This is a genomic window from Rhodoplanes sp. Z2-YC6860 (assembly GCF_001579845.1).
Lineage (GTDB): Bacteria > Pseudomonadota > Alphaproteobacteria > Rhizobiales > Xanthobacteraceae > Z2-YC6860.
Map to the genome: position 1 here is coordinate 5,611,697 of NZ_CP007440.1, position 26,543 is coordinate 5,638,239.

Here is a 26,543-nt window from a genome sequence, read left to right on the forward strand (position 1 = left end):
ATGCCAGCAGTGTCCGCGCCGCAAGGCAAACCCCTCGACGTGGCGCGTACCTTCCAGCAGGCGCTCGAACTCCACCATCAAGGCCGGATCGCTGAAGCCGAACAGCTCTATTCCGTCGTGCTCGCGGTGCGTCCCGAGCATTTCGAGAGCTTGCAGATGCTCGGCGTCATCAAGCTCGTGCGCGGCGATCTTCCCGCGGCGTTGCGGCTCGTCGGCGCGGCGCTGAAGCAGCGGCCAACCTCGCCGCAGGTGCTGCTCAACCACGGCAACGTGCTCGACGCGATGAAGCGCCACGATGAAGCGATCCAGAGCTTCGACGAGGCGATCCGCCGCAAGAGTCGCTTCGCCGAGGCGCATAACAACCGCGGCAGCTCGCTGATCGCGCTCGAGCGCTATGAAGAGGCGCTGGACAGCCTGCGCCGCGCGATCGCAATCAAACCAGACTACGCCGAGGCGTTCTACAACCAGGGCAACGCGCTGCGCCTGCTCGATCGCCACGACCAGGCGCTCAAGAGCTTCGACCGCGCGCTTGCACTCCGTCCTAACTATGCCAAGGCCCATTGCAATCGCGGCGTCGCGCTCGAAGCCCTGCAGCGCTCCGCCGAAGCGCTCGCCGAATTCGACCTGGCGCTAGCAATCCAGCCGAACTTTCCCGAGGCTATGCTCAATCGCTGCCGCTCGCTACGCGCGCTCAGGCGTTTCGATGAGACGTTCTTGGGCCTTGATACGTTACTGCGGGCCCATCCGAACCATGCCGAGGCGCATAATATGCTCGGCATGCTGCTCGCCGATTGCAACCAGTCCGTCGACGCCGTGAAAAGTTATGAGCGCGCGGTGGCCCTCAAGCCGGATTTCAGCAAGGCGCGCTGGTCTGCCTGCATGGCGGCGCTGCCGATCCTTTACGCGCAGGAATCCGACATCGAGGTGCGCCGCGCCGACTATGAGCGGCGGCTCCATGCACTGATCGCCGATTACGAGGCGGGCCGCATCCCCGGCGACATGACCAAGGGCCTGGGCATGGCGCAGCCGTTCTTCCTCGCCTATCAGGGCCATAACGACCGCGATCTGCAGCGCCTGTTCGGCACGCTTGCGGCGCGCATCATGGCCGACCGCCATCCGCAGATCGAACTTGCGGCGCCGCCCGCGCCCGGCGAGCCGGTGCGCGTCGGCATCGTCAGCGGCTATTTCTGGCAGCATTCGGTGTGGAAGGTCGGCATCCGCGGCTGGGTGACCGAACTCGATCCGAAGCGCTTTCAGGTGTTCTGCTACAACACGAGCTACAAAGAGGACGCCGAGACCGAGGTCGCCAAGCGGCATGCGCATCGCTACGTGCCGGGTCCGCGTCCGGTCGAGGAATGGCGCAAGATCATCCAGGCCGACCGGCCGCATGTGCTGATCTATCCGGAGATCGGCATGAACCACGAGGCTGCCGAACTCGCCGCGCTGCGGCTCGCGCCGGTGCAGTGCAGCTACATCGGCCATCCGCAAACCTGCGGCATGCCGACGATAGACGTCTTCCTAAGCGGCGAACTGATCGAGCCGGCGAACGGCGCCGAACATTACACCGAAAAGCTCGTGAAGCTGCCGAACATCGCCTTCCACTACGAGCCGCTCAATCTCGACACCGTGATCGTCAACCGTCCGGAGCTTGGCTTGCGGCCTTCGGCGACGATCTATTGGTGCGCGCAGTCGTTGTTCAAATACCTGCCGCAATATGACGAGGTCTTCCCGCGCATCGCGCGCGAGGCAGGCGACTGCCAGTTCGTGTTCATCCGCCATCTTGGCCCAGGCGTCACCGAGCTGTTCGAAGAGCGGCTCAAGCGCGCTTTTGCGGCGCACGGACTCAACGCCAGCGACCACTGCGTGATGCTCGCGCCGATGAGCATGAGCCGGTTCGCTGCGGCGAGCGCGTTGTGTGACGTGATGCTCGACAGCATCGGCTGGTCGGGCGGCAACACCACGCTCGAAGCGTTCGCCCAGGATCTGCCGGTGGTGACGTTCGAAGGCGAACTGATGCGCGGCCGCGTCAGCGCCGGCATGCTGCGGATGATGGGCATGCCCGAGACGATCGCCACGACCATCGAGGAGTACGTGGCGCTCGGCATCCGCATCGCCCGCGACGCGACTTGGCGGCAGGAGCTGCGCTCCCGCGTTGCGTCAGACCGCCAAAAGCTCTACCGCGACCGCACCTGCATCACCGCGCTCGAAGCCTTCCTCGAACGCGCCGCGCAGCGCCAGGCGCTGTAACGAAGCGGGATCGCCGCCGCCCTATCGCAACCTCACGTCGAGATGCGCAACCCATAGAACAGGCGCAGCCTGCGCGCGCGTGCAGTTGCGGCCGCGCCTCCATGGCTAACATCTGGTTTGCTTTCTTGGTTAGCAAAAGCTGACCGAGACGCTTGCGAGAGCATCCAATAACCATTTGATAATCATGAATATTTGCCAATCCAATTAACCACAATTTTTTACCGCCCATTACGCTTAACCGTGAGATCACAGCCCTGATCCAGTGGGGATCTCCCGTAAACACCCAGAAGGGCTAGTAATCACATGAGTGGCGATATCGTTCTCTCCGCCGGCGTGCGGGCGAACCTTCTGCAATTGCAGAAGACTTCAGACCTGATCACAGCGACCCAGACCAAGCTTGCCACCGGCAAGCGCGTCAACAGCGCACTCGACAATCCGGTCAACTACTTCACCGCGCAGGGACTGCAGAACCGCGCCGGCGACTTGAGCAACCTGCTCGACTCGATGTCCAGCGCGTTCAACACCATCCAGGCCGCCAACAACGGCATCACCTCGATCACCAAGCTGGTGCAGTCCGCTCAGGCGCTCGTGTCTCAGGCGCAGCAGACCTCCGACACCACGGTTCGGGCGGGCCTGTCCACGCAGTTCGACCAGATCCTGAGCCAGATCACCCAGCTCGCCGGTGACTCGGGCTTCAACGGCATCAACCTGCTCGACAAGAACAACAGCACGGACCTCACGGTCACGCTGAACGAACGCGGCACCTCCAGCGTCACGATCGCGGCGGTCGACTTCTCGGCGACCGGTCTGGTGATCAACAACTCGACCAACAACTGGAGCACCACGTCCGACATCACGGCGGCGTCGACCGACCTGACCACCGCGCTGACCACGCTCCGCTCGCAGGCCCAGGCCTTCGGCTCGAACCTGTCGACCGTGCAGATCCGCCAGGACTTCACCAAGGCGATGATCAACACGCTGCAGACCGGCGCCGACAGCCTCACCCTCGCCGATTCGAACGAGGAAGGCGCCAACCTCCTCGCCTTGCAGACCCGGCAGCAGCTCTCGACCACCGCCCTGTCGCTCGCCTCGCAAGCAAGCCAAGCCGTGCTTCGTCTGTTCGGCTAGAACGTTAAGAAATCGCGAATCTGGAAAACAGCGGTACGCAAGTGCCGCTGTTTTTCTTTGGCACAAAATCGCATGCTCCGGTCCCCAGGCTTTTGCGCCTTAACCAAGCCGATTTCAGGATTCACCGGCATTTGAGCACCTCCGTTAAGAGGCCGGAAAGTTTTCTCTAACCAAATATCAACCTTAACAGATTATTTTTCTGCGGATCGGGTCGGCGTGCAGTGAGCCGGCTGATCCTTGCTTTTCACGAGGAAGTACCATGAGCAGCGACATCGTTTTGACAGCTGGCGTACGCGCCAATCTTCTGCAGTTGCAGAAGACCTCTGACCTGATCACGGCCACCCAGACCAAACTGGCCACCGGCAAGCGCGTCAACAGCGCGCTCGACAATCCGGTCAACTATTTCACCGCCCAGGGCCTGCAGAACCGCGCCGGCGACCTGGGCAACCTGCTCGACTCGATGGGTAGCGCCTTCAACACCATCCAGGCCGCCAACAACGGCATCACCTCGATCACCAAGCTGGTGCAGTCCGCCCAGGCGCTGGTTTCGCAGGCGCAGCAGACCTCTGACACCGCGGTGCGGGCGGGTCTCGCCAGCCAATTCGATGCCATTCTCACCCAGATCGGCACGCTCGCCAGCGATTCGGGCTTCAACGGCATCAACCTGCTTGACAAGACCAACAGCGCCGACCTCACGGTCACACTGAACGAAAGCGGCACCTCGACTGTCACGATCTCGGCGGTGGATTTCTCCGCCAACGGTCTGTCGATCAACAACTCGCTCAACAGCTGGGGCACCACGTCAGACATCAGTACGGCGTCGACCGACCTGACCAACGCGCTGACCACGCTTCGTTCGCAGGCCCAGGCTCTTGGCTCGAACCTGACGACCGTGCAGGTCCGCCAGGACTTCACCAAGGCCATGATCAACACGCTGCAGTCCGGCGCCGACAGCCTGACGCTCGCCGACTCCAACGAGGAAGGCGCAAACCTCCTCGCCTTGCAGACCCGTCAGCAGCTTTCGACCACCGCCCTGTCGCTCGCCTCGCAAGCGAGCCAGGCCGTGCTGCGGTTGTTCCAGTAATGGCTGCAGCGGTCCGGGCCGCACCGGACCGCTGCGCGCCAAGCTCGCGTTTCGACGAATGGCGTTTGCACCACGCAAACGCCATTTCCGTTTGAGAAGTAAGTATCCAGAAGGGGAGCGGGCGCCGATAGCGCTTCGATCCGGCAACCAGGAGATCAAGCCATGGCGCTCAAGGTCGAACTCAAACCCAACGAACGTATTCTGATCGGCGATTCCGTCATCACCAACTGCGACCAGCGGTCGTGGCTGGTGATCGAAGGAACGAGTCCGATCCTGCGCGAAAAAGACATTCTCACAGCGAAACGGGCCGATACGCCGGCCAAACGCATCTATCTCGCAGTGCAACTGATGTACACGTCGCGCGACCCGCGTGCGCACCACGAAATTTACTTCTCGTTGGTGAAGCAGATCGTGCAGGCCGCGCCCAGCACCTGGCCCTACATCGAAGGTATCAATAATCAAATCTTAACGGGGAATCTCTATAAGGCATTGAAAGCAGCGAAGAAATTGATCGAGTACGAAGAGGAATTGTTGCAGCATGCGAAGCGCGGCCCAAGCGTACAAAAACGTATCAAGGCAAACGTCAAGCCCGCGTGAGCTCGAAGCGTCGTTGTTGCTCCAGGCCGCTGCGCGTCTGCAGGCCGTGCAGGAAAACTGGGACAGCGACAATGGCGCGCGGGCCAAGCTTGACGATGCGCTGCTCTACAATCGCAAGCTCTGGTCGGTGTTCGTCGGCGACATGGCCGACGCCAGCCATCCGATGCCGCGTGAGCTGCGGCAGAACTTCCTCAACATCGGCCTGTTCGTCATGAACCACACGGTGACCGTGATGAGCAATCCGCAGCCGGAGCGCCTCGGCTCGCTGATCAACATCAACCGCGAGATCGCCGCAGGCCTGCTCGGCCGCGCCTGAGCGAGCGCCCTATCGAACCGACAAAGCCCCGCGGCATGCCGCGGGGCTTTTGCTTTTGCGACAGCGATCGCTGAGATGAACAGACGGCATTCGCCGTCATGCCCTTGTGCGGTTGTCCGGAGGATCGCGTCGCTTCTCTCGCGCGCGCTATGCCTTTTGGCCGGCAAGCAAGACGCAGATGACTTTGGGACAAGCTCAGAGCAAAAAAGATGCCCGGCACGAGGCCGGGCATCACGGAAGAGAGAGACTCAAAACTCAACGGACGCAGAAAGCTACGCTACGGACAAACACCACGAACAAACACTACGGACAGACGCCACACACCGGAACGCCACCCACAGACAAACCCTACAGGTAATTGACCAGACTCGTTTTCAGCAGCAACGCCGTGGTCTGCAGCGTCGCCTGCAGGCTCGTCTGCAGCGCCAGGATCTGCGAGGCGACCAGCTCCTGCGGCGCGCCTTCGATGCTCTGCAGCAGGTTCGTCAGCGTCGTGCTGCTCTGGCTGTGCCGGTCCTTGGCGTTGTTGATCGCAGTCTGAGCGCCGGCGAGTTCACCCGAAAGATCGGTCACCGACTGCTGATTGGCCGAGCCGACCAGCGATGCATTCAACCGCTGCGTCAAAGCCTGGTACTGCCCCTGGCTGTTCGGATCGCTCGGCGAGAAGCTCGTCGCCACAAACAGCGCGACATTCTGGATCGAGTTGCGCAGCGCCTCCTCGTTGGCGCGCGCGCCATAGGACACGGTCTGCGAGGTGTCGACGCGGGCCTGCGCGGTCGAGCGCGGATCGTCCGTGGCGTTGTCGCCCATGTACCAGCTTACGGTGTCGGCGCTGGTGCCGTCCTTGGCCTGCGTTGCGGTGTCGAACGGCGGACCATCGACGCGCTGCGGCGGGTGGTTGGCGTCGGTGTTGAAGAAGTCGTTGCCGGCCTGGACGGCGGAGGCCGCGACCAGCTCCGTCTGCGCCATGGTGCTCACGCCCTGGCTCAACGCGCCCTGCAGATTGGTCGCGGTGTCGGTCGAGGTGGCGCCGATGGTGAACTGGCCATCACCCGGCGGCGACGCCGTGGTGGCGGTGAGTTTCAGGTCGCGCGTGGTGCCGTCTGGCATCTTGAACGTGAAGCTCACGACATCGCCGGGATTGGGATTGGTGCCGCCGAGGTCGACGGTGAGCGTCGCCGGCGATGGCGAAGGCCCGGTCACGGTCGCGCCGCTCGCGTTGGTGGTGGCGCCGACGAGCTTCATGCCGTAGATGCCGGCGTCTTCGGTCAGCGACACCTGCGTGCCGGAACCGCCGACCGTCACGCGACCCGTCCCGCTGCCGAGATCGGCTTGGCGGCGCTCATCGATGATCTGCTTCAGGCCTGCCTTCAGGCCGTCGCCATTGAGAATGTGATCGCTGGTTTCGACCGGCACTTGCGCGACGCTGCGGCCGGAAAACAGATAGCGTCCATCGGCCCCGGTGTTGAGCAGGCCGAGCATCTGATCGAGCACGGCCTTGGAGTTGATCTGGTCCTGGGTCTGCGTCTTGCCGTTCAACGCGAACTGCGACTGGACGATCGTGGATTTGGTGCTCTGCGTGATCTGGCTGAACTGGCCGAGTGCGGTCTGCATCAGGTCGAGACGAACGCCGACCTGCGTGATCGACTGCTGATAGCCGTCGATCGACGACAGCTGCGAGCGCAGCCCGACCGAAAGCCCGCGATCCAGGCCGAGCCCCGCATAGCTCGTGGATTTCATGCCGGACCCCAGCTGACGCTGAAGATCGTCGAGCTGGTTGCGCATGTCGCCGATGGTCAGCAGCGTCAACGCGGACGTGCCGCCAATCCCGGTGATTGCCATGTTACCTCACATCTTCATAAGCGTGTCGAGCATGTCTTTGACTGCGGACATGACTCGCGCGTTGGCGCCGTAGGCGGTCTGCAACGTGATCAGGTTCGCCATCTCCTGGTCGACATTGACGCCCGAGGCGTCGTTGACACGCTGCTGAAGCGCGTTGACGACCATGTCCTGGCCTTTCGCGAGGCTCGTGGCGTTGGCGGCCGCCTGGCCCTGCTGGCTCAGCACCTGCTTCAGGAAGTCGCTCAGCGAGCCCGAATAAGGCGTCACCGTGCTGCCCATGCCGGTGCTGGGAGAAAACGCGAAGGATGTGCTGGTGAGCTGGTCGTAGATGAAGTTCGGCCGCGTCGGATCGCCGGACTGCGTGCTCGGATCGAACAGCACGAGCTTCGCCGGGTCGGCGATGAGCTGCGAATTGACCGAAATGCGCCCGGCGAAGCCTGCGAGCTCCGAGCCGGCCGACGAGATCGCACCCGTGTATGGAAGATTGCCGTCCATGAACATGGGCAGCGCCGCATCGCCGTTCTGAAACGATGTTTCGGTCTTGGTCGCCGACAGCGCATTCATGGTGGTGGTGACGCCGCCGTCGTCGACCGCCTGCAATGACGAGCCGGAGGCCGAGAAGGTCAGGCCGGCCAGCGCCGGGTTGGCGTTGAGCTGCGCGACCACCGACGCAAGTCCGCCGGAGAAGTCCAAGCCGATCACCTGGTCGTTGGGATCGGCCGTGGCGCTGTTGCTGAGCGGCAGCGCCGACGGATCGTCGACGCGCACGATCGAGACGTTGTGCTGGACGTTGCTCGCGTCGGTGTAGGTCAGATTGATCTGATTGCCGTTCAGAAGTCCCGTGGTGTCGACCTGGAAGCCGCCCGGTATCGCGGTGCCGGCCACATTGGTGCTCGACATGGCCTGCGCCATGGTGGCGGCGAGGCTGTCGAGCTGGCGCTGGGCCTGCACCAGCACGTTGTCGCGCATGTCGATATAGGCGGCAATCGTGCCGGAGCGGATCGATTTGTTGGCAATCAGATCGACCGAGCCGCCGTTCGGCGCGGTGAGCGTCAGCGTGCCAAGCGTGCTCTGCGTCGGATCGGCGCTCCATTGCGTGTTCGCGGTGACGGTGCCGTGCGCATCGAAAGCAAGCTGCGATGCCGTGGTGCCGACCAGCTGGACGCCCGAATTGGTGAAGACGTTGAGATTGCCCTGGCCGTCCTGGACGACCTTGATATCCATCAACTGGGCGAGCTGATCGATCGCCTGATCGCGCTGGTCGGCCAGCGCCGCATCCGACGCGTTGGTGATGTCGTGACCGGCAAGCTGCTGGTTGAGATCGGCTATCTTCTTCATCGCGTCGTTGGCGGTTGCCACCGCGCTCGCGATACCGTTCTCGGCATCGGCCCGCAGCGACTGGATGTCGGTCGTCATGCCATTGAGCGTCTGCGCCAGAACCTGGGCGTTGCTCACCACCTGGCTGCGCGCCGCAGCCGAATCCGGGCTCGTCACCAGCGACTGCAACGAGCTGGTGAAGCTGTTGTACACCGCCGACAGCGCGCTGTCGGAGTTCGGATCGCCATAAATCTGCTGGAGCCGGTCGTAGAACGTCGACCGCAAGTCCGCATAGGCGCCGCCCGCGCTCTCGGTCCGCAACTGCTTCTGCAGATACGTGTCGAGCTCGCGTTGAACCGCTTCCACGCGAACGCTGTTGCCGTTCTGGCTCGCCGCGACCGACGAGACCAGCATCGTTTTTCGCACGTAGCCCGGCGTCTGCGAGTTGGCGACGTTGGCCGCGACGAGCGCCATCCCGGCCTGCGTGACTTTCAGGCCGGACGCGGCGGTGGTGAGGGCTTGGCTCAGGCTCATGACACGATGCTCACGAAATGGAACTCACCGACTTCACTCATGGAACTCTGCCTTTCTGGCTATCCACTGCGGCGTTCATCACCGCAGCGTGTTCAGGAGGTCCTGCACCATCTGATTGCTGGTGGTGATGACGCGGGTGTTGGCCGAATAGGCCTGCTGCGTCACGATCAGCTTGGTGAATTCGTCGCCGATATCCGCATTCGATGCTTCAAGGGACGAAGCCACGATCTTGGCGGACGACGTGTAGTTGGGAGGCCCGGAATCACCGGTTGCCGCGAAGGCACCGCCGTCGAGGCGTTGCAGGTTGTCCGGCCCGTTGAAGGTCGCGAGCGTGACCTGCGCCAGACCGATGGTACGGCCGTTGGAATAAGTGCCCGTGATGGTGCCCTTATCGCTGACCGAGATCGACTGCAGGGAGCCTGCCGCGAAACCGTTCTGCTGCAGGGCATTGACCTGCACCGCGCCGCTGCTGTCGGCGAACTGGGTCACGCCACTGTTGCCGGTATTGATGGTGACATTGCCGAGCGAAATGCCGTCGACCGACATGCCCGTGACGGTGACCGAAGGCCCGCCCGAAGTCATTTGGCCATTGGTGAACTGATACTGACCGACGTTGACCCATTCCGGATCTGTGCTGAGCGCCGGGTTCGCATCGGTCTGGTAGAACAGATTCCAGGTGTCGGGCGAGTTCGACGATTTGGCCCAGCGGAGCTGGATGTTCACCGCATTGCCGGACGCGTCGTAAGCCGTGATGGCACCGCCGCTGATCGAGTCGTTGACGAATTGCGCAGAGTCGGCGCCGTCCACGCTGCCGCCCGTCAGCGTCGGATCCGTCGCGTAGCTCGCCGGATTCAGCAATTCGGACCCGGGAACCGACGGGTCGGCGTTCGGGGTTTTCGGAGAGGCCGGCAGATTGAGCTCATATTGCAGCGTGGTCGTCGCCTGCGCCGGGATCACGCTGTTGGAGAATTGCAGGAGCTGGGGCACGCTTCCAACCGGATTGCCGGTGGTCGGGTCGAGCGGGATGCCCTTGAGATAGTAGCCCGCGCCGTTCACCAGAAAGCCGTTGCTGTCGGTCTTGAAGTCGCCGCGCCGGCTGTAGAGTTCGTTGCCGCCGAAGCTCGGCGTGCTGCCGGAGAATCCCGTCGGCTTCTCGACGACGAAAAAGCCGTTGCCGCTGATCGCCATGTAGGTGCCGATCGAGGCGTTCTGGATATCGCCCTGCACCGAGTTGGTTGCGCGGGAGTTTGCCATCACGCTGCCGGACTTTTGCTGGCTCGGCGCGTCATCCGGAATGAGATCGACGAAGCTGGTGTCTTCGCGCTTGAAGCCGATCGTCTGCGAATTCGCGATGTTGCCGGAGATGTTCTCGAGCGCGAACGCCTGCGCGCGCATGCCTGAAACGGCGGTGTTCAGGGCTCCAAAAATTCCCATAACTCTCTCCCACTGCTTTGGCCGGAGCGAACAGCGCCGCCGGACCGAACCGGCAGAGGCTCTGCAATCGGCAAGCCAGAGAGATTATTCCGTAATTTCAGATAGTTAGAGTTATGGCATAGGCCGCATGCCGGGCAGGATACGCCACCTCCCGGCAAAAATTTCCGGGCGAAAAGGCCCTTGGGCCACTCACACCGACGCGGGCTTATACGTCGCAGCCGCGGATTTCAGGCGGGGCCGAAGGCAGCCGGCGTGAAACGAAGTGCAACGCCGTTCATGCAGTAACGCAAACCCGTCGGCGGCGGGCCGTCGTCGAACACATGGCCGAGGTGACCGCCGCAGCGACGGCAATGCACTTCGGTGCGCTGCACGATCAGCGAACGATCGCTCGATGTCGCGACCGCGTTGACGAGCGGCCGGTAGAAGCTCGGCCAGCCGGTGCCGCTCTCGAACTTGGTGGACGACTCGAACAACGGCAGATCGCAGCCCGCGCACGCGAAGATGCCCTGACGTTTCTCCTTGTTGAGCGGACTCGTGTAGGGCCGCTCGGTGGCATGATGGCGCAGCACGTTGAATGCCGCAGGCGACAGCACGCGCTTCCACTCGTCTTCGCTCTTGGCCACCTCGAACGGACCTTCGCCGGCGCTGCCGCCGCCCGTCCACCACAGGCCGGCCAGCACGGCAACGCTGCACCCGCCGACCAGCCAGGCCCGGCGGCTGAGCGTTTCAATCACGGTCGACTTCGGTCCGGTCTGATAGGGCTCAGGCATTGGCACACCCATGCGGTTCGCTGCCCTCGCAGGCATAGCCCATCCGCCGCTCCGGCGCGGCTCACATCTGATCACGACCTCGCGACGGCGCTACTGAAACCGGACTGGCTTGTTGAGATAATACTTCCGCATTTCGGGCCGGTATTTCTCCATCTCGGCGCGGTTGAGATCGACCGGCGGCTGCACGTCGGCGGGCAGCAGCGAGAAATACGGCGTCTTTTTCGACTCGGCGTCGAATTCGGCGCGGGCTTTTTGCAGAAGCTCGGGACTCGTCATCAGGTCGATGATGGAGGCCGCCAGCGTCTTCGCACCGACCACCTGCCCTTTGTGCGAGATCGAACTCACCGGCGTCACCGCCGCCTTCCACTCGTGATAGCCGATGCCCGGCACCGAGGCCGGGAAATTCAAGATACCGGCCGGCACCACCCAGGACACGTCGCCGTTGTCGTTCGATGAATAGGACTGAGGACGGCCGCCGAGTGGCGTGGTCTGCATCCGCAGGCCGATCTCGGGCTTCTCGGCAAACTTCTGGAAGTCGCGGGCGAACTTCTGCTCCTCGTCGCTCCACTTCGGCATGCCGACCGCATCGATATTCTTCTGGATCGCCTCGGCGATCGCCTTGTTGCCGCGCTGCGGCCACGCCGACGCCGCGTATTTCACGTCGTAGGTTGTGCCGGTCATCAATGCCGCGCCCTCGGCGATCTTGACCAGCTTTTCGTAAGTCTGTTTCGCCTCCGGCATCGACTGGTCACGCACGAACCACCAGATCTGCCCGGTGTCGGCGATGATATTGGGCTGGATGCCGCCGATCGTGATGGTGCGGTGCGCCCGGTACGTCGGATGCAGATGCTCGCGGAGCTTGTCGAAACCGATGTCCATCAGCTCGACCGCGTCGACCGCGTCCTTGCCGTCCCACGGATTGACTGCGCCATGCGCGGTCTTGCCGTGGAAGGTGAACATCGAGCTGATCGCCGCGTAGTTCTGCAGGCCAAAGCCGGTCGTGGATACATCGCCGATGTGCAGATAGATGATCGCATCAACGTCCTTGAAATAGCCCGCGCGCACCAGGAACGGCCGGCTGACAAGCTGCTCCTCGGCCGGACCAAAGGAGATCGCAACGGTGCCCGGAATGTTGAAGCGCTGCATCACCTGCTTCACCGCAAAGGCCGCGGCGGAAGCGACGCCGCCATGGGTGCTGTGACCTTCCATATGGCCGGGACCGCCCTTGACCAGCGGCTTGCGCTCCCAGGTGCCCGCGGTCTGCGAACCGCCCGGCAGCGCGTCGACCTCGGTGACGATCGCGATCTTCGGCCGGCCGGAGCCATATTCGGCCCACACGTTGGTCGGCATTCCGGCACCGCCGAGCTCGACCTTGAAGCCCGCGGCTTCGAGCGTCTCCTTGAGAAGCTTCGAGCTTTCGACCTCCTGCATGCCGAGCTCGCCGAAATAGAAAATCGAGTCGCTGAGCAGCGTCATCTGCGCGGCGTTGCGGTCGATGGTATCGAAGGCGAGCTGCTTGCGCTCATCGGCGGAAGCGCACGCCAGCGGGAGGATCGTCGCGATCAGCGACAGAATGGCAGCCCAGCGCAAGCAAGATATCCGAGACATCGTCGGCCCCTTTGTGCGAGCAAAATCCGCGAAACAGCCTAAGCCTGGCCCTATGGGGCCACAAGTTTGAGCGCTGGTGGTTCGCGATTTTGTGCTATCAGCGATGCGCAACAATGATGGCCAAGGTTCAGCATGCGTTTTGAAGGCACCGGCGGCTACGTCGCCACCGACGATCTGAAAGTTGCGGTCAATGCAGCAATTACGCTCGAGCGCCCGCTCCTGGTGAAAGGCGAGCCCGGCACCGGCAAGACCGTGCTGGCGCTGGAGATCGCCAAAAGCCTCAACGCGCCGCTGATCGAATGGCACGTGAAGTCGACCACCAAGGCGCAGCAGGGCCTCTACGAATACGACGCGGTGTCGCGGCTGCGCGACAGCCAGCTCGGCGACGAGCGGGTTCGCGATATCAGGAACTACATCAAGCGCGGCAAGATGTGGGACGCGTTCGTGTCCGAAGAGCGGCCGATCCTCCTGATCGACGAGATCGACAAGGCCGACATCGAATTCCCCAATGACCTGCTGCTCGAACTCGACCGCATGGAGTTCTTCGTCTACGAGACCGGCGAGACCGTAAAAGCGCGGCGCCGCCCGATCGTGATCATCACATCCAATAACGAGAAGGAATTGCCGGACGCATTCCTGCGCCGCTGCTTCTTCCACTACATCCGCTTCCCCGACACCGACACCATGAATGCGATCGTCGACGTGCACTTCCCGGGCATCAAGCAGCGGCTGGTGTCCGAGGCGCTGCGGCTGTTCTACGAGGTGCGCGATGTGCCGGGGCTGAAGAAGAAGCCGTCGACCTCGGAGTTGCTCGACTGGCTGAAGCTTCTGATGGTCGAGGACATCGGGCCGGACATCCTGCGCGAGCGCGATCCGAAGAAGCTGATCCCGCCGCTGCACGGCGCGCTGCTCAAGAACGAGCAGGATGTGCACCTGTTCGAGCGGCTCGCTTTCATGGCGCGCCGCGAAGGGCGTTAAAACAAAGCCACCACGTTAGAAACCGGGAGAACGACATGGCGACAAGCGTCAAGCAGATGATGGAAGCGGCCAACGCCGCAGTGCCTAAGATCACGCCGGCGCAGGCCAAGGAGATGATCGCCAAGGGCAACACGCTGGTGGTCGACGTGCGCGACGGCACCGAAGTGGCGGCGAGCGGCAAGGCCCAGGGCGCCGTTCACGTGTCCCGCGGCTTGCTCGAATTCAAAGCTGACACCGAATCCCCGACGCACGACAAGGCGTTCGACAAGAACAAGACTGTGATCCTGTATTGCGGCTCCGGCGGCCGCGCGGCGCTTGGCGGCAAATTGCTGAAAGACCTCGGCTACGAGAAGGTCTTCAACATGGGCGGCTTCAAGGATTGGGTCGAGAGCGGCGGTCCGGTCGAGAAGTAACGCGATCAGGCGCCGCCGCCCGGCGGCGCCTCGCTCGCCGCGGCTTTCTTCTTTTTCCGTGCCCGCACGGCTTTGGCGGGCGGCGCGACTGAAGCGGGCTGCAGCAGGATTTCCGGCGCGTCTTCGGCGGCGATGGCCGGCGGATTTTCCGCCGCCCCGTTCCCCGCTTCGGCCGGCGGCGGAACTTCGGCCGGCAATGCCGGCTCGGCCACAACGCTTGCCGTGGTGTCTGCGTCCATCTCGCGCAGCCGCCGCTCCTCGCGGCGCTGCGCCATCCGGCTGACGACCAGTTCGGAGACGCGATTGGACCAATACGCGACCTGCTGGGCCACACGGCCGTAGACGCCGCCGGACCACACCAAAGCAAACGGCGAGAATGTCTGCCAGGTCTTGTCGGCATCGACGATGGCGCGCGCCACGATCTCGCCGGCGATCGCCGTGGTGCTGAGGCCTCGCGCGCCGAAGCCGCTCAGCAGCCAGAGCCCCGGCCTGATCTCGCCGATCTGCGGCATGCGATGCACGGTGTTGCCGATCGAGCCGGTCCAGGCATATTCGGCCTTCACGTTCCTGAGCTGCGGAAAGGTCCGCCTGATCTGGCCGAGCAGCGTCTCAACGTAGTCCTTGGGCTTGCCGCGCCAGACCGTGCTGCGGCCCGACCACATCAGCCGGTCGCCCTCGACCACGCAATAATGATTGTCGGCGAGATCGGTGTCGCTCACCGCGCCAGGGAAACGCACCGCCTCGTGCAGCGCATCACCGAGCGGCGCGGTGACGATCACGTAGGTATGGGCCGGCAACAGCGTGTTGCCGAACTGCGGCATCAGCTCTGCGAGATGGATGTTGCCGGCGAGCACGACGTGATGCGCGCGCACGCGGGCATCTTTCGTGGTCACGCGCTTGCGCACGCCGGCCGGATCGATCTCGAGAGCTGCGCTGTCTTCGAAGATGCGCGCGCCGTCGCGCTCGGCCGCGGCCGCCAGGCCAAGCGCATAGTTCAGCGAATGCAGACTGAAACCGCGCGGATAATGCAGCCCGCTGAAATAGAGCGGCGAGCGAAGCTGCTCCCTCACCCGCTCGGCCGATTGAAATTCGACATGCGCGCCCAGCCTGCCGAGCAACTCGGCTTCGGCCTGCACCGAAGCTTCGTCGCTGGTCTTGGTGACGTGCAGCCAGCCGCCCTCTGCGAGCTCGACGCCCGGCATCCGCTCTTCTTGCACGGTGCGCCGAACATATTCGGCACCGGCTTCCGAAAGGCCCCAAAGCTTTCTGGCGTCGTCGAGCCCGATGCGCGAGACCAACGCCTTGGGGCTCGCCGCATAGCCCGGCAGCACGAAGCCGGTGTTGCGGCCCGAGGCATTCCAGGCGACGCTGTGCGCCTCCAGCACGACCACCGACCAGCCGCGCCGCGCCACCTCGCGCGCGACCGTCAACCCCGCAAGCCCTGCGCCGATGACGCAGACTTCGACGTCGAGCTCGACGCTCAGGCGCGCGCGGGCCGCGCTCGCGACCTTCGTCGCGGCGAGAAAGCTTGACCCGTATGCGCCCGGATCGGCGGTCTTCATCTCGTCCCGTTGTTCGGAAAGCCCAATGTGACAGTCCATCGAAGCGTGGACCGTGTTAAGGTGCTACCGGACATTCGTCTGAAGGAAAAGCCCGGAGCCACCGGATGCGCCGACTGCTGCTGTTGCGCCATGCCAAAGCCGAGCGTTTGCAATCCGGCGGGCGCGATCATGACCGCATTCTGGCCAAACGCGGGCGGGAGGACGCCGCGGCGGTCGGCGCCTATCTGGTGCGGCACAAGCTTATTCCCGATCTTGCGCTGGTGTCGACCTCGGCGCGCACCCGCGAGACCTGGGGATTGGTTGCCAAGATATTTCCCAAAGTCCCTCCGGCCGAATTCGAAGGCACGATCTACGAAGCCGAGCCGGAAGCCATTCTCGACGCCGTGCGGGCGACCGAACCCGAGGTCCGCACGCTGCTGGTGGTGGGCCACAATCCCGGCATGCAGCAGCTTGCCGGAATCCTGATCGCCTCGGGCGAGGTCGAAGCGCGGCAACGGCTGCTGGAGGAATTTCCCACCTCCGCGTTCGCCACCATCAGCTTTGCGACCGGCAGTTGGGACGGCCTGCACGCCAATGGCGGGCGGCTCGAGCATTTCGTCACGCCGCAAACGCTCGAAGCCACGACCGACTGACACCGATCGACCGAGGCATCCATTTCAACGAGAGGCTCCCCGCCATGTACCAACGAATTCTGCTGCCGGTCGATCTCGCCGACCCCGACCTCGCCAAGCCCGCGCTTGAGACCGCGGTGATGCTGGCCAAGGCGATGAAAGGCACCATCCGGTTGATCAATGTGCTGCCGATGACGCCGCCGATGCTGGTGGAATATGTGCCGGAGGACTTCGACCTTCAGCAGCGGAAGTCGGCCGAGGACGCGCTGTCGATCATCGCAGGCGAGATGGCGCCGCAGGTCGGCAAGGTCACGTCGGTGGTGCGCCAGGGCGGCACCTATCAGGAAATCCTCGAAGAGGCCAAGGAGATCGATGCCGACCTGATCGTCATGAGTTCGCATCGCACCGGCGTTCGCACATATTTCCTGGGCTCCGTCGCGGGCCACGTGGTGCGCTACGCCGGCTGCTCGGTGATGGTGGTGCGGCGCTAGGGTCTGGACTCAACCGAGCCGGCAAACCACGGCGACAACGATGAGCGCGCCTGCCCTTAAACCGACAGCCTCGGATCAATGGCGGAGGCGCCTCAGACTTAAATTTGTCCTCGCGAGCGCGATGCTGCTGACCATCGCCTATGTCGCGATGGCCTACGTCGTACTGCCCGCCGCCTGGACTCACTACGAGCATCAGCCGGCGCTGGCCGGCCGCTCCATGGCGACCAAGACCGCACAAGGCATTCCCGGCGACCCGCTCAATGTCGGCCTCGTCGGCAACCGCGCCGACATCGTTCGCGCGATGCACGCCGCTGGCTGGTATGCCGCCGACGCGATCACGTTGCGCACGAGCGTCGAAATCGTCGGAAGCGTGTTGCTCGACCGGCCGTATCGCGATGCGCCGGTGAGCAACCTTTTCTATGATGGCCGCAAGGAAGACCTCGCCTTCGAAAAGCCCGAGGGCAAGAGCGCCGACCGGCGCCACCACGTGAGGTTCTGGAGGGTCCTTGAAAGCGGCGCCGAAGGTCGGCCGGTCTGGCTTGGATCGGCGACCTATGATCGCGGCGTTGGGCTCAGCCGATACACGGGTCAGGTCACCCATCATATTGCCCCTGACGTCGACGCCGACCGCGATCTGCTGATTGCCGATCTGACCAACGCCCACATGGTGGCCAGCGTCTATCAGGTGTCTGGAGTCGGACCTGATTTTGCCGGACGCAACGGTGGAGGCGATCCCTACCGTACCGACGGCGAGATCTGGATCGCGCGACTTGTCGGGGACGGCCAACAGCGCGAAGAGCCGCCGGCCGCGCTTCCAGCGCCGGTGCTCGTCCAGGCAAAAGATGCGGTGTGGAAGTATGTCAATCGCGCGCTGGCCAATTGAAGCGGCACAATTGACGCCGCAAGCACGCTCGCGAGTTCATGAGTAGACAGCTAGCCTTTGGCTTTCGGCAGCACTTCGGGCGGGATGGCATCGGGCCGATAGCGCACGGGCTTGTTGCGGCGAAAATAGTTGCCGATCTGCAAGGCGAACATCACGAGGATTGCGGCAACGATGGCGCTCGCGCTCCATTGTTCGATCCGCATCGTGCGGAAGATCACCACCGCCATGGCGACGAGCACCGCGACAAAGGTCGTGACACCGAACCAGTAGATCAGCACCGGCAGGCCGGCGCTGAATTGCGCCCGGCTGCCGCAGGCATCGAGCCTGCGATGCAATTCGGTGATGAAGTCCGCATAAGGCCCGTCCTGGCGCACCTGCTCGACCACGCTGCGCCACGACACCGAGACGATTTTTATCTTCGGATTGTCGCTCGACCATATCTCGGCGACAAAACGCCGGGACTGCATCGTCACCGGACGAAACGACAACCGCACCGCACGAATGCGCTCGTAGCGGACGCGTCCGCTTCGCGCGCCGATCTGCCAATGCAGACCATCGGGCTTCAGCGCGAAGGTGCACCAACCGCCGACCACGGATGGCTTGAACGCATAACGCAGGTCGGCGTCGTCTTCGCCGGCCTGCCATTCCATGCGGTCTTGAGCAGCACTGTGTTGCGCGACCATGGTAACATCATGCCGCTGCCAGGGCCGGACGCAAGATTGCCCGGGCGGTTTGTCCCGGGAAGTTGGCATGGCGCATGTCCGGAAAAGCCTGCCCGAACTTGATCCGGGCGGGCGGTTACCGGTTTGCCGACAAGCACATGCGCAAACGAGTTCTAGTTGTGCTGCGCCTGGATCTTGTCGATCCGCGCGATTTCCGGAAACCACCGCATCCAGAGCAAGGCAACCAGGATCGCGCCCACTCCGCCGACCAGCACCGACGTGAAGGCGCCGAAGCCTGCTGCCACGGAGCCGGCGCGGAATTCACCGAGCGTGCCTGACGTGCCGGTGAACATGAAGTTCACCGCCATCACCCGCCCGAGCATCTCGTTCGGCGTCCGGGTCTGCACCAGCGAATGGCGGATCACGACGCTGATCGCGTCGCAGGCGCCATAGACCGCAAGCGCGGCGATCGACAGCACGAGCGAGGTGGAGAACGCGAACACGATGGTCGCAAGCCCGAACACCGCGACCGCCGCGAACAGCACATGGCCGGTGCGGCGCTCGATCTGGTGGTGCGCGAGCCACCCGGAGGTCAACAGTGCGCCGATCGCCGGCGCCGAACGCAGCAGGCCCAGCCCCCAAGGGCCGGCCACCAGCACGTCCTTGGCATAGACCGGCAGCAGCGCGGTGACGCCGCCGAGCAGCATCGCAAACAGGTCGAGCGAGATCGCGCCGAGCACAACCCTATTGTGGCGGATGTAGCTGAAGCCCGCGAACAACGTCTCCATCGTCACCGGCTTCTTCGCCGGCGGCGCACCGCGCAGCACGATCAGGCTGATCAGCGCGCTCGCCATCACGAAGATCGCCGTGCAGGTGAGGTAAACGGTCGCGGCGCCGAAGGCGTACATCAATCCGCCGATCGCGGGCCCGCAGATGGTGGCGGTCTGGCTTGCCGTGGCCGACGCGGCGATCGCCCGCGTCAGAAGCTCGGGCGGCACGACGCCCGGCACCAGCGTGTGCATCGTCGGCGTCTCGAAGGCGCGCGCGGTGCCGCTGACGAAGAGAATCGCAAGCATCACGTCGCGACTGAGGAAGCCGCCGATGGTGCCGATCGCGAACGCCGCCGCCGCCAGCGCCTTGATCACCTGACAGGTGCCCACCACGACGCGGCGGTCGTAGCGGTCGGCGATGTGGCCGGCCACGATGCCGAGCACCACCACCGGGAAGAACTGCACCAGGCCAACGAGACCAAGGTCGAAGGCGCTGCCGGTCAGTTCATAGATCTGCCAGCCGACCGCCACCGCCTGCATCTGATAGCCGCCGTTGGTCGCGGTGCGCGCGCACCAATAGGCGACGAACGAACGGTGCCGAAGCAACGCCGGTTGCGGTCCGGCGAGCGACTCGGGTGTGGCAGACATGAACCTCGAACCCAGCAGAACGCGCCCTGTCGGCGCTTATTGATCGATTTTCACATTCGCGTCTTTGATGACCTTGCCCCAGCGCGCGATCTCAGACTTGAAATAATCTGCGGTCTCTTGCTGCGTGCCGCCGACCACTTCGGCATTGAGGTTCGCCAGCTTCTTCTGGACGTCGGGATCGTGCAGCGCTTCGTTGATATCGGCGTTGATCTTGTTGGCGATCGCCATCGGGGTCTTGGGTGGCGCCGCCACGCCGAACCAAGCCACCGCTTCGAAACCCGGCAGCGTCTCGGCGATGGTCGGCACGTCCGGCATTGCCGCCATGCGCTTGGCGGATGCGACCGCGATCAGCTTGATCTGCCCGCCCTTGATGAGCTGCATCGAGGCGCCGAGGTTGTCGAACATCATGTCGACAGTGCCGGCGACGAGATCGGCCAAGGCCGGCGCCGAGCCGCGATACGGCACGTGCTGGAACTTCACGCCGGCCATCATCTGGAACATCTCCGACGTGAGATGCTGAGTGCCGCCGTTGCCGGTGGTCGCAACCGTCGTCGCGCCGCCATTGGCCTTGGCCATGGCGATGACCTCCGGAATGGTCTTCGCGGAAACGCGCGACGGATTGATCACCAGTGCGTTCGGAATCCGGGCAATGACGCTGATCGGCACGAGCGCGGTCGGATCGAAGCCGAGCTTGGGATAGAGGTTCTGGTTGATCACCAGCGGCGGCGGCGGCGCCGCCAACAGCGTGTAGCCGTCGGGGTCGGCCTTCGCCACCGCGTCCGCACCGATGTTGCCGGCCGCGCCCGTGCGGTTCTCGACAACGACGGCCTGGCCCCACTTGCGCGACAGCCAGTCGGCAACGATGCGCGGCACCACGTCGGCGCTGCCACCGGCCGCGAACGGCACGATGATCTTCACGGTGCGTGTCGGAAAGTCCTCCGCCGACGCGCGAGTGCAAAGCGCCAGCACTGCGGCAAGCGCGACACCCGCACCACGAGACCAACGGACCATGAGCGACCTCCCATTCGTTATCGGCAAATTAGACGCTCGTTCGGCCGGATTCTAGCATGCGTCCAAAATGGCGCAGGTCGAGACGTTGCGCCTTGTCTTGTTCTGGGCGACCGAACAAGGTCAGCCGGGCATCACTGATCGACGGTGATCTTGGCGGCCCGTATCACGCCGCTCCAAAGCTCGGCCTCGCCTCGGATGTACCGATCCATCGTTTGCAGGTCCATATCGCTGCCATCGGCAAAGATCGATTTCAGCTTCTCTTGAATCGGCGGCGTACCCATCGCCGCCACGATGGCCCGGTTGAGCTTTTCCCGGATCGCTCGCGGCGTTCCGGGCGGCGCCATCAGCGCGTAGAATGTCGTCGAGTTGAAGCCAGGCAGCGCGCTTTCATCGATGGTTGGAATCTCGGGAAGCAGCGCCAACCGCTTGGCGGTTGCAGTTGCGATGATCCGTACCTTCTCGGCGCGATGCAGCGACAGGATCGTGCCGACATCGCAGAACATTATGTCGACATGCCCGCCGGCCAGGTCGTTCACCGCCGGCGCCGCGCCCTTGTACGGCACATGCGTAATTTGAGTGCCGGTGCGGCTCTTGAACAATTCCATGGTGAGATGAGTGGTCGAGCCGATGCCTTGCGAGGCGTAGCTCAGCGTGCCGGACTTGGCGAGTGCGATCAGCTCCGGAACGGTTTTGACCGGCAAATCCTTCCTGACTGCGAGGACGTTTGCGCCGAGCGCCAGGATCGCCACCGGCTCGAACGTCGCGGGATCGTAGCCGAGGTTCCGGAACAGCGCGGCGTTGGCGGTGAGCGTGTTGGGCGGCGTCGCGAGCAGCGTGTAGCCGTCAGGTGCTGCGCGCCACACCGCTTCGCCGGCGATGTTGCTGCTGCCGCCGGTGCGGTTCTCGACGGTGACGGTCTGGCCCCATAGCTGCTGCAGGTGGTTGGCGGCGATGCGGGCGGAGAGGTCGACGCCACCGCCGGCTGCCACCGAGACGATAATCCGGATCGGCCGGTTCGGATAATCGGCATCGGTTTGCGCGGACGCGGGCGATGCCAAAGCAAAGAACAGTCCTGCAATTGCCAGCAACAAGCCGGTCCTGCTCATGACACCCTCGCAAGGCCTGAATGCAACGATCTGTATCTTGCGGGGGGCGGTTGACGCAATCAAGGTGCGCTAATCGCTTTGCGACAAAGTGCTCGATCCGCTCAGCGCGTAGAACAAAATCGCGAAACGTATTCCGCCAATCCAAGCAGGCGGCGCAACGCCGTCAGCGTGTTCCGCGGGCCCACCGGTGTGGCAGAGCCGGCGTCGATGAACTATACTTGGGATATGAATCAACACACCAAGGACATCCTCAGCCGGGTCGACACTTGGCCGGAGGAGGACCAGGCCGAGCTTGCCGAGATCGCGCAGGAAATCGAGGCGCGGCGAACCGGCGTGTATGTGCTGAGTGACGACGAGAAGGCCGCGATCAAAGCGGCACTGCAGAGCGGGATTGCTTCTGAGGAAGAGGTCGCGGCGTTCTGGAAGCGCGTCGGCGTTACATGAAGGTTTATTACCGCGAGGCCGCATTGGTCGACCTCGCAAAGATTTCCAGTTATCTCGAAAGTCGAAGCCCGTCGGGAGCCCGCAATGTGCTCCGGGCCATTCACACGGCAATCGACCTTATCAGCGAAAATCCGTTTAGCGGTCGGCCAAGTATCGATTCGGCCATGCGCGTGAAAGTCGTCGATCGGTACAGCTATAAGATATTCTATACGACGAGCGCTGATACGATCGAAATCCTGCACATCCGCCATGGGGCGCGCCGCCCCTGGCCTCCCGAATTGCCAACCTAGCCAAACCTCAGCCGGGACCTCACCATGCAACCGCACGAACGCCTGCCCTACTCCGCCATCGAAGGCCGTCCGCCGCTGAAGCTGCCCGATGGGCTGCGATTGATCCTCTGGCCGTTGATGTCGCTCGAGCAGTGGGACATCTCGCGGCCCATGGCACGCATGGTGATCACGCCGCCGCAGGGCCAACCGATGCTGCCGGACCATCCGAACTGGAGCTGGCACGAATACGGCATGCGGGTCGGGTTCTGGCGATTGAAGCGCGTGTTCGAACGCCTGAAGATGACGCCGACCGTGACCGTGAACGGCCGCGCCTGCGAGGCCTATCCGCAGGTGATCCAGGCGGTCGCCGATGCGGGCTGGGAATTGAACGCCCACGGCTACGATCAGATTCCGATGCACAAGGTCGAAGACCAGCTCGGCGACATCAAGCGCGCCATCGACATCGTCGGCAAGTTCTGGGGCCGGCCGCCGCGCGGTTGGTTCGGTCCGGGCCTGACGCAGACCTTCGACACGGTCGATTATCTGTCGGAGGCCGGCATCGAATACATCGGCGACTGGGTGCTCGACGACGAGCCGGTGACGCTGAAGACGAAACACAAGCCGATGGTGGCGCTGCCCTATAACTTTGAGCTGCATGACATCGTCATGATGGTGCTGCAAAGCCATCCGTCGGAGGAGCTCTATCGGCGCTCGATGGATGCGTTCAACTGCCTGTACGAGGAATCGAAGGACCGCGCCAAGATCATGTCGATCGCGGTGCACCCGTTCCTCGCCGGCCAGACGCATCGCATCAAGCACGTCGAGCGCACCTTCGAGGAAATCCTTTCGAAGCCCGGCGTCGCCTGCTGGAGCGGCGAAAAGATCCTCGACTGGTATCGCGGCACACAGAAAGCCAAAGCATGAGCGGCTTTTTTGTCCCACACGATCTGAAAGCGCCGGTCAAAGGCGCAGCGCAGGGTCCGCTCGCGGGCCTCAACGCCGCGGTGAAGGACCTCTACGCCATCGAGGGCGAGAGGACCGGCGGTGGCAACCCGGACTGGCTGGCCCAGGCGCCCGTTGCAAAACAGCACGCCGCGGCTGTCCAGAAGCTGCTCGCCGCGGGCACGACCATCATCGGCAAGACCATCACCGACGAGTTCTTCTACAGCGTCACCGGCATCAACGCGCATTACGGCACGCCGCCGAACCTGCGCGCGCCGGGCCGCATCCCCGGCGGCTCGTCGAGTGGATCGGCGGCCGCGACCGCGGCCGGCGCCTGCGATTTCGCGCTCGGCTCCGACACCGGCGGCTCGGTGCGCGTGCCCGCATCGTTCTGCGGACTCTACGGCATCCGCACCTCTCACGGCCGCGTCGACGCCATGGGCACGATGGACATGGCGCCGACGTTCGACACTGTCGGCTGGTTTGCGGCGAGCGCCGGCGTGTTCCGAGCGGTCGGCCGCGTGCTGCTCGACGACCGGAAGGTTTCGGCGCCAATCGACAGTCTGCTGCTTCCGGACGACGCCTTCGCGCAGGCCGATGGGCCGGTGGCGGCACTGTTGCGCGATGCGCTCGCAACGATGAGCGGCGCCCTGCCCCATCCGCAGGCGATCAACATCGCCCCCGACGGCTTCGAGGCTTGGCGCGACGCCGTGCGGATCATCCAGGCCAACGAAATCTGGCAGGCCTACGGCCGCTTCATCACCGAGAAGAAGCCGAAATTCGGGCCCGGCGTCGCCGAGCGTATGCAGATCGCCTCGAAGGTCACCAAAGCCGAGGCCGATGCATCGCGGCAAGTTCAGGCTACGGCACGCGAGCATATTCGCGGCAAGATCAAGCCTGGCACCGTCATGGCACTGCCGAGCGCGCCCTGCATCGCACCGCGCATCGACACGACTCAGGACGAACTGGAATCATTCCGCGTCCGCGTGATGCGGCTCACCTGCATCGCAGGCCTCTCCGGATTGCCGCAGATCAGCGTGCCGATCGGCACGGTCTCAGGCTGTCCGGTCGGATTGTCATTCATCGGCTGGGCCGGCGGCGACGAGGCGCTGCTCGATCTCGCGGTGGCGGTCGCGAAGTATTGCGGACTGCAGCGGGCCTAGTGCCCGCCGCATTGCGGATCGCAAAACTCTTTGATTGAGGAGGTCGTCGTGGCAGTCACCGACATTTCCGGAATCAGGATTCCCGACAGCAGGATCGCGCGCGAGATCACGCAGCTCATCCGCGACACCGAGAGCGATCTGCTGTTTCACCACTCAACCAGAGTCTACTTCTGGGGCGCGCTGACCGGACAGCGACAGAACCTGTTCTTCGATCCCGAACTGCTTTACGCCGCGGCCATGTTTCACGACATCGGCCTGACACAGCGTTACAGCAAGAGCCGGCTTCGCTTCGAGGTGGATGGCGCCAATGCGGCCCGCGAATTTCTGCGAGGCCACGGCATCTCTGAACACGATGTCGAGAAAGTTTGGACCGCCATTGCCCTCCACACGACTCCGGGCATTCCGGAACACATGCATCCGGAGATCTCTCTCGTGCAGGCAGGCGCGGGAATGGATGTTGCGGGCCGCAACTATGACCACTTCACGGATGAGCAACGCGAGGCCGTGATCGCGGCCCATCCGCGCGGCAAAGACTTCAAGCACGCGCTGATCGAGGCCTTCTATCACGGTATGAAGTTTCGGCCCGAGACCACGTTCGGAACTTTCAACGACGATTTTCTGGCGTTCAAGGATCCGAGCTTCCAGCGCGGAAACGTCTGCAGCATTATCTTGGGCTCACGCTGGGAGCCATGAACCGTTCGCATTGCGGACTGCAGCGGGCCTAGCTTCGCGCTATTTGCCTGCGGCGATCTGCTCCCACGTCTCGGCCATCCGGGTCAGGATCGTGCGGTGCTCAGGATTGGTGGACTTGCGCGCCAACAGCCGGCATTCTTCCGCCTTGTCCCAGGCTTCCTTCGCCGTCATCGGTTGCGCGTCTGCCATTGGTGGCCCCATCTGCCAGCCAGAATGAGCCCTCCTAGGTCTCGCCCGTCACGCGCCGATAGCTGTCAATGTTGACAGGTTTCCGGACACGCAGAGCCAACGCATGATTGCCGCGGTTCCTCGCCGACGGGATTAATGCAATTCCCCCCAAGGAGCACCCGGAAGCGAGGAGCCACCCCCTTATTGCCGTGCCGTGACGATCAGTGCTGTGTCCTGACGGATCCGGCCGCTGGTCAGGGGCTGATCAAGCCAAGCATCGCGCATTTCACCGCCGCCTGGATGCGGGTCGCCACCCCAAGCTTCCGCATGGCGTTGTCCATGTGAAAGTTGACCGTCCGTTCGGCAATTTTCAGAATCACCGCGATGTCGGCCGACGATTTGCCGCGCGCCGCCCATGTCAAAGACTCCAACTCGCGCTCGGTCAGCCGATAGTTCGTGCTGTCCTGCGGGCGCTCGGCCTGGCCAGACAGCCGATGCCGAATGATCGCCAGCAACAGTTCGAAATCGATCGGCTTGGTCACATAGTCGTCGCAGCCAAGCTGACGCGCCTGCATCTGGTGACCGCGTTGCGAGAACGCCGTCACGAAAATAAACGGCAGCGTCACCGGGAGGACCTTCCCGCTTCTGATCCTGGCCAGAAGATCGAGCCCGGACATGTCGGGCAGGTCGATATCGCACAGGACGAGGTCCGGTCTCGGGTGCAGCGCATCGAGGCCGTCCGATGCGGTCCCCGCAACGGTCACATCGAAGCCCTCGTCTTGGAGGACTTCGCTGATGAGGTCGGCCGTATCGGGATGATCCTCGATACAGAGAATACGCGGCGCAGACACG

General features: G+C 63.6%; 27 protein-coding genes. 15 read left to right on the forward strand and 12 right to left on the reverse strand.

The window, feature by feature from the left end:
• The 5 genes from RHPLAN_RS26500 (at position 1) to flaF (ending at position 5,372) form a co-directional block, all read left to right on the forward strand.
• The gene (locus tag RHPLAN_RS26500; protein ID WP_084245585.1) at positions 1–2,247 is read left to right on the forward strand and encodes a tetratricopeptide repeat protein; all 2,247 of its coding nucleotides are present in this window, start codon (positions 1–3) and stop codon (positions 2,245–2,247) included.
• A 303-nt stretch (positions 2,248–2,550) separates the two neighbouring features.
• Entirely contained in the window at positions 2,551–3,375 is an 825-nt protein-coding gene (locus tag RHPLAN_RS26505) for a flagellin N-terminal helical domain-containing protein (RefSeq protein WP_068024403.1), read from the forward strand.
• A gap of 259 nt (positions 3,376–3,634) precedes the next feature.
• Complete coding sequence (locus RHPLAN_RS26510; protein ID WP_068024407.1) at positions 3,635–4,459, forward strand: flagellin N-terminal helical domain-containing protein; 825 nt, start codon at positions 3,635–3,637, stop codon at positions 4,457–4,459.
• A 162-nt stretch (positions 4,460–4,621) separates the two neighbouring features.
• The gene (gene flbT / locus RHPLAN_RS26515) at positions 4,622–5,056 is read left to right on the forward strand and encodes a flagellar biosynthesis repressor FlbT (protein WP_068024411.1); all 435 of its coding nucleotides are present in this window, start codon (positions 4,622–4,624) and stop codon (positions 5,054–5,056) included.
• Positions 4,998–5,372, forward strand: a complete 375-nt coding sequence (gene flaF / locus RHPLAN_RS26520) for a flagellar biosynthesis regulator FlaF (RefSeq protein ID WP_068024414.1) — start codon at positions 4,998–5,000, stop codon at positions 5,370–5,372. The genes flbT and flaF overlap by 59 nt, the downstream gene beginning before the upstream one ends.
• Positions 5,373–5,720: 348 nt before the next feature.
• On the opposite strand, the gene RHPLAN_RS26525 is transcribed toward flaF, so the two are convergent.
• The 5 genes from RHPLAN_RS26525 to RHPLAN_RS26545 all read right to left on the reverse strand — a co-directional run bounded on the left by RHPLAN_RS26525 (position 5,721) and on the right by RHPLAN_RS26545 (position 12,859).
• Positions 5,721–7,214, reverse strand: coding sequence for a flagellin N-terminal helical domain-containing protein (locus tag RHPLAN_RS26525; protein WP_068024417.1), 1,494 nt, complete (start codon positions 7,212–7,214; stop codon positions 5,721–5,723).
• Positions 7,215–7,220: 6 nt separating this feature from the next.
• The gene (gene flgK, locus RHPLAN_RS26530; RefSeq protein ID WP_068024421.1) at positions 7,221–9,065 is read right to left on the reverse strand and encodes a flagellar hook-associated protein FlgK; all 1,845 of its coding nucleotides are present in this window, start codon (positions 9,063–9,065) and stop codon (positions 7,221–7,223) included.
• Positions 9,066–9,143: 78 nt separating this feature from the next.
• Positions 9,144–10,499: a flagellar hook protein FlgE gene (locus RHPLAN_RS26535; RefSeq protein WP_084245587.1), complete on the reverse strand. Its 1,356-nt coding sequence runs from the start codon at positions 10,497–10,499 to the stop codon at positions 9,144–9,146.
• 227 nt (positions 10,500–10,726) lie between these two features.
• Positions 10,727–11,269 (reverse strand): peptide-methionine (R)-S-oxide reductase MsrB, encoded by a 543-nt coding sequence (msrB, locus tag RHPLAN_RS26540; protein ID WP_068024427.1) that lies wholly within the window; start codon positions 11,267–11,269, stop codon positions 10,727–10,729.
• Positions 11,270–11,359: 90 nt separating this feature from the next.
• Entirely contained in the window at positions 11,360–12,859 is a 1,500-nt protein-coding gene (locus RHPLAN_RS26545; RefSeq protein ID WP_198164501.1) for an amidohydrolase, read from the reverse strand.
• A gap of 150 nt (positions 12,860–13,009) precedes the next feature.
• Here RHPLAN_RS26545 and RHPLAN_RS26550 point away from each other — a divergent pair, with 150 nt between their 5' ends.
• Both RHPLAN_RS26550 and RHPLAN_RS26555 read left to right on the forward strand, forming a co-directional pair.
• The gene (locus RHPLAN_RS26550) at positions 13,010–13,855 is read left to right on the forward strand and encodes an AAA family ATPase (protein WP_068024432.1); all 846 of its coding nucleotides are present in this window, start codon (positions 13,010–13,012) and stop codon (positions 13,853–13,855) included.
• A gap of 35 nt (positions 13,856–13,890) precedes the next feature.
• Entirely contained in the window at positions 13,891–14,268 is a 378-nt protein-coding gene (locus RHPLAN_RS26555) for a rhodanese-like domain-containing protein (protein ID WP_068024434.1), read from the forward strand.
• 5 nt (positions 14,269–14,273) lie between these two features.
• Here RHPLAN_RS26555 and RHPLAN_RS26560 read toward each other — a convergent pair whose 3' ends face one another.
• Positions 14,274–15,830: an NAD(P)/FAD-dependent oxidoreductase gene (locus tag RHPLAN_RS26560; protein ID WP_068024436.1), complete on the reverse strand. Its 1,557-nt coding sequence runs from the start codon at positions 15,828–15,830 to the stop codon at positions 14,274–14,276.
• A 104-nt stretch (positions 15,831–15,934) separates the two neighbouring features.
• On the opposite strand from RHPLAN_RS26560, the gene RHPLAN_RS26565 reads away from it, so the two are divergent.
• From RHPLAN_RS26565 to RHPLAN_RS26575, 3 genes are all read left to right on the forward strand, one after another.
• Positions 15,935–16,462 carry a SixA phosphatase family protein gene (locus RHPLAN_RS26565; protein WP_068024439.1) on the forward strand — a complete coding sequence of 176 codons (528 nt, stop codon included), beginning with the start codon at positions 15,935–15,937 and terminating at the stop codon, positions 16,460–16,462.
• Positions 16,463–16,506: 44 nt separating this feature from the next.
• Positions 16,507–16,932, forward strand: a complete 426-nt coding sequence (locus RHPLAN_RS26570) for a universal stress protein (RefSeq protein ID WP_068024442.1) — start codon at positions 16,507–16,509, stop codon at positions 16,930–16,932.
• Positions 16,933–17,053: 121 nt separating this feature from the next.
• The gene (locus RHPLAN_RS26575; protein WP_237179921.1) at positions 17,054–17,815 is read left to right on the forward strand and encodes an LssY C-terminal domain-containing protein; all 762 of its coding nucleotides are present in this window, start codon (positions 17,054–17,056) and stop codon (positions 17,813–17,815) included.
• A 50-nt stretch (positions 17,816–17,865) separates the two neighbouring features.
• Here the strand turns inward: RHPLAN_RS26575 and RHPLAN_RS26580 are convergent, their stop codons facing one another.
• The 4 genes from RHPLAN_RS26580 to RHPLAN_RS26595 all read right to left on the reverse strand — a co-directional run bounded on the left by RHPLAN_RS26580 (position 17,866) and on the right by RHPLAN_RS26595 (position 22,012).
• Positions 17,866–18,498: a hypothetical protein gene (locus RHPLAN_RS26580; RefSeq protein ID WP_157100500.1), complete on the reverse strand. Its 633-nt coding sequence runs from the start codon at positions 18,496–18,498 to the stop codon at positions 17,866–17,868.
• Positions 18,499–18,650: 152 nt separating this feature from the next.
• Positions 18,651–19,895, reverse strand: coding sequence for an MFS transporter (locus RHPLAN_RS26585; RefSeq protein WP_068024451.1), 1,245 nt, complete (start codon positions 19,893–19,895; stop codon positions 18,651–18,653).
• A 36-nt stretch (positions 19,896–19,931) separates the two neighbouring features.
• Positions 19,932–20,906: a Bug family tripartite tricarboxylate transporter substrate binding protein gene (locus tag RHPLAN_RS26590; RefSeq protein WP_084245591.1), complete on the reverse strand. Its 975-nt coding sequence runs from the start codon at positions 20,904–20,906 to the stop codon at positions 19,932–19,934.
• A gap of 131 nt (positions 20,907–21,037) precedes the next feature.
• On the reverse strand, positions 21,038–22,012 hold the full coding sequence (locus RHPLAN_RS26595; RefSeq protein ID WP_068024458.1) for a Bug family tripartite tricarboxylate transporter substrate binding protein: 975 nt from the start codon (positions 22,010–22,012) through the stop codon (positions 21,038–21,040).
• Between the two features lie 207 nt (positions 22,013–22,219).
• On the opposite strand from RHPLAN_RS26595, the gene RHPLAN_RS26600 reads away from it, so the two are divergent.
• From RHPLAN_RS26600 to RHPLAN_RS26620, 5 genes are read left to right on the forward strand one after another with little or no spacing between them, the layout of a single operon-like run.
• Positions 22,220–22,456, forward strand: a complete 237-nt coding sequence (locus RHPLAN_RS26600) for a hypothetical protein (protein ID WP_157100501.1) — start codon at positions 22,220–22,222, stop codon at positions 22,454–22,456.
• Positions 22,453–22,746, forward strand: a complete 294-nt coding sequence (locus RHPLAN_RS26605; RefSeq protein WP_068024464.1) for a type II toxin-antitoxin system RelE/ParE family toxin — start codon at positions 22,453–22,455, stop codon at positions 22,744–22,746. Before RHPLAN_RS26600 ends, RHPLAN_RS26605 begins: the two co-directional genes overlap by 4 nt.
• A gap of 24 nt (positions 22,747–22,770) precedes the next feature.
• Positions 22,771–23,649: a polysaccharide deacetylase family protein gene (locus tag RHPLAN_RS26610; RefSeq protein WP_068024467.1), complete on the forward strand. Its 879-nt coding sequence runs from the start codon at positions 22,771–22,773 to the stop codon at positions 23,647–23,649.
• On the forward strand, positions 23,646–24,830 hold the full coding sequence (locus tag RHPLAN_RS26615; RefSeq protein WP_068024470.1) for an amidase: 1,185 nt from the start codon (positions 23,646–23,648) through the stop codon (positions 24,828–24,830). The genes RHPLAN_RS26610 and RHPLAN_RS26615 overlap by 4 nt, the downstream gene beginning before the upstream one ends.
• Before the next feature lie 48 nt (positions 24,831–24,878).
• On the forward strand, positions 24,879–25,523 hold the full coding sequence (locus tag RHPLAN_RS26620; RefSeq protein WP_068031888.1) for an HD domain-containing protein: 645 nt from the start codon (positions 24,879–24,881) through the stop codon (positions 25,521–25,523).
• Between the two features lie 39 nt (positions 25,524–25,562).
• On the opposite strand, the gene RHPLAN_RS39695 is transcribed toward RHPLAN_RS26620, so the two are convergent.
• Positions 25,563–25,712: a hypothetical protein gene (locus RHPLAN_RS39695; protein ID WP_157100502.1), complete on the reverse strand. Its 150-nt coding sequence runs from the start codon at positions 25,710–25,712 to the stop codon at positions 25,563–25,565.
• 233 nt (positions 25,713–25,945) lie between these two features.
• Positions 25,946–26,542 (reverse strand): response regulator transcription factor, encoded by a 597-nt coding sequence (locus tag RHPLAN_RS40820; RefSeq protein ID WP_198164502.1) that lies wholly within the window; start codon positions 26,540–26,542, stop codon positions 25,946–25,948.
• Position 26,543 lies beyond the last annotated feature (1 nt).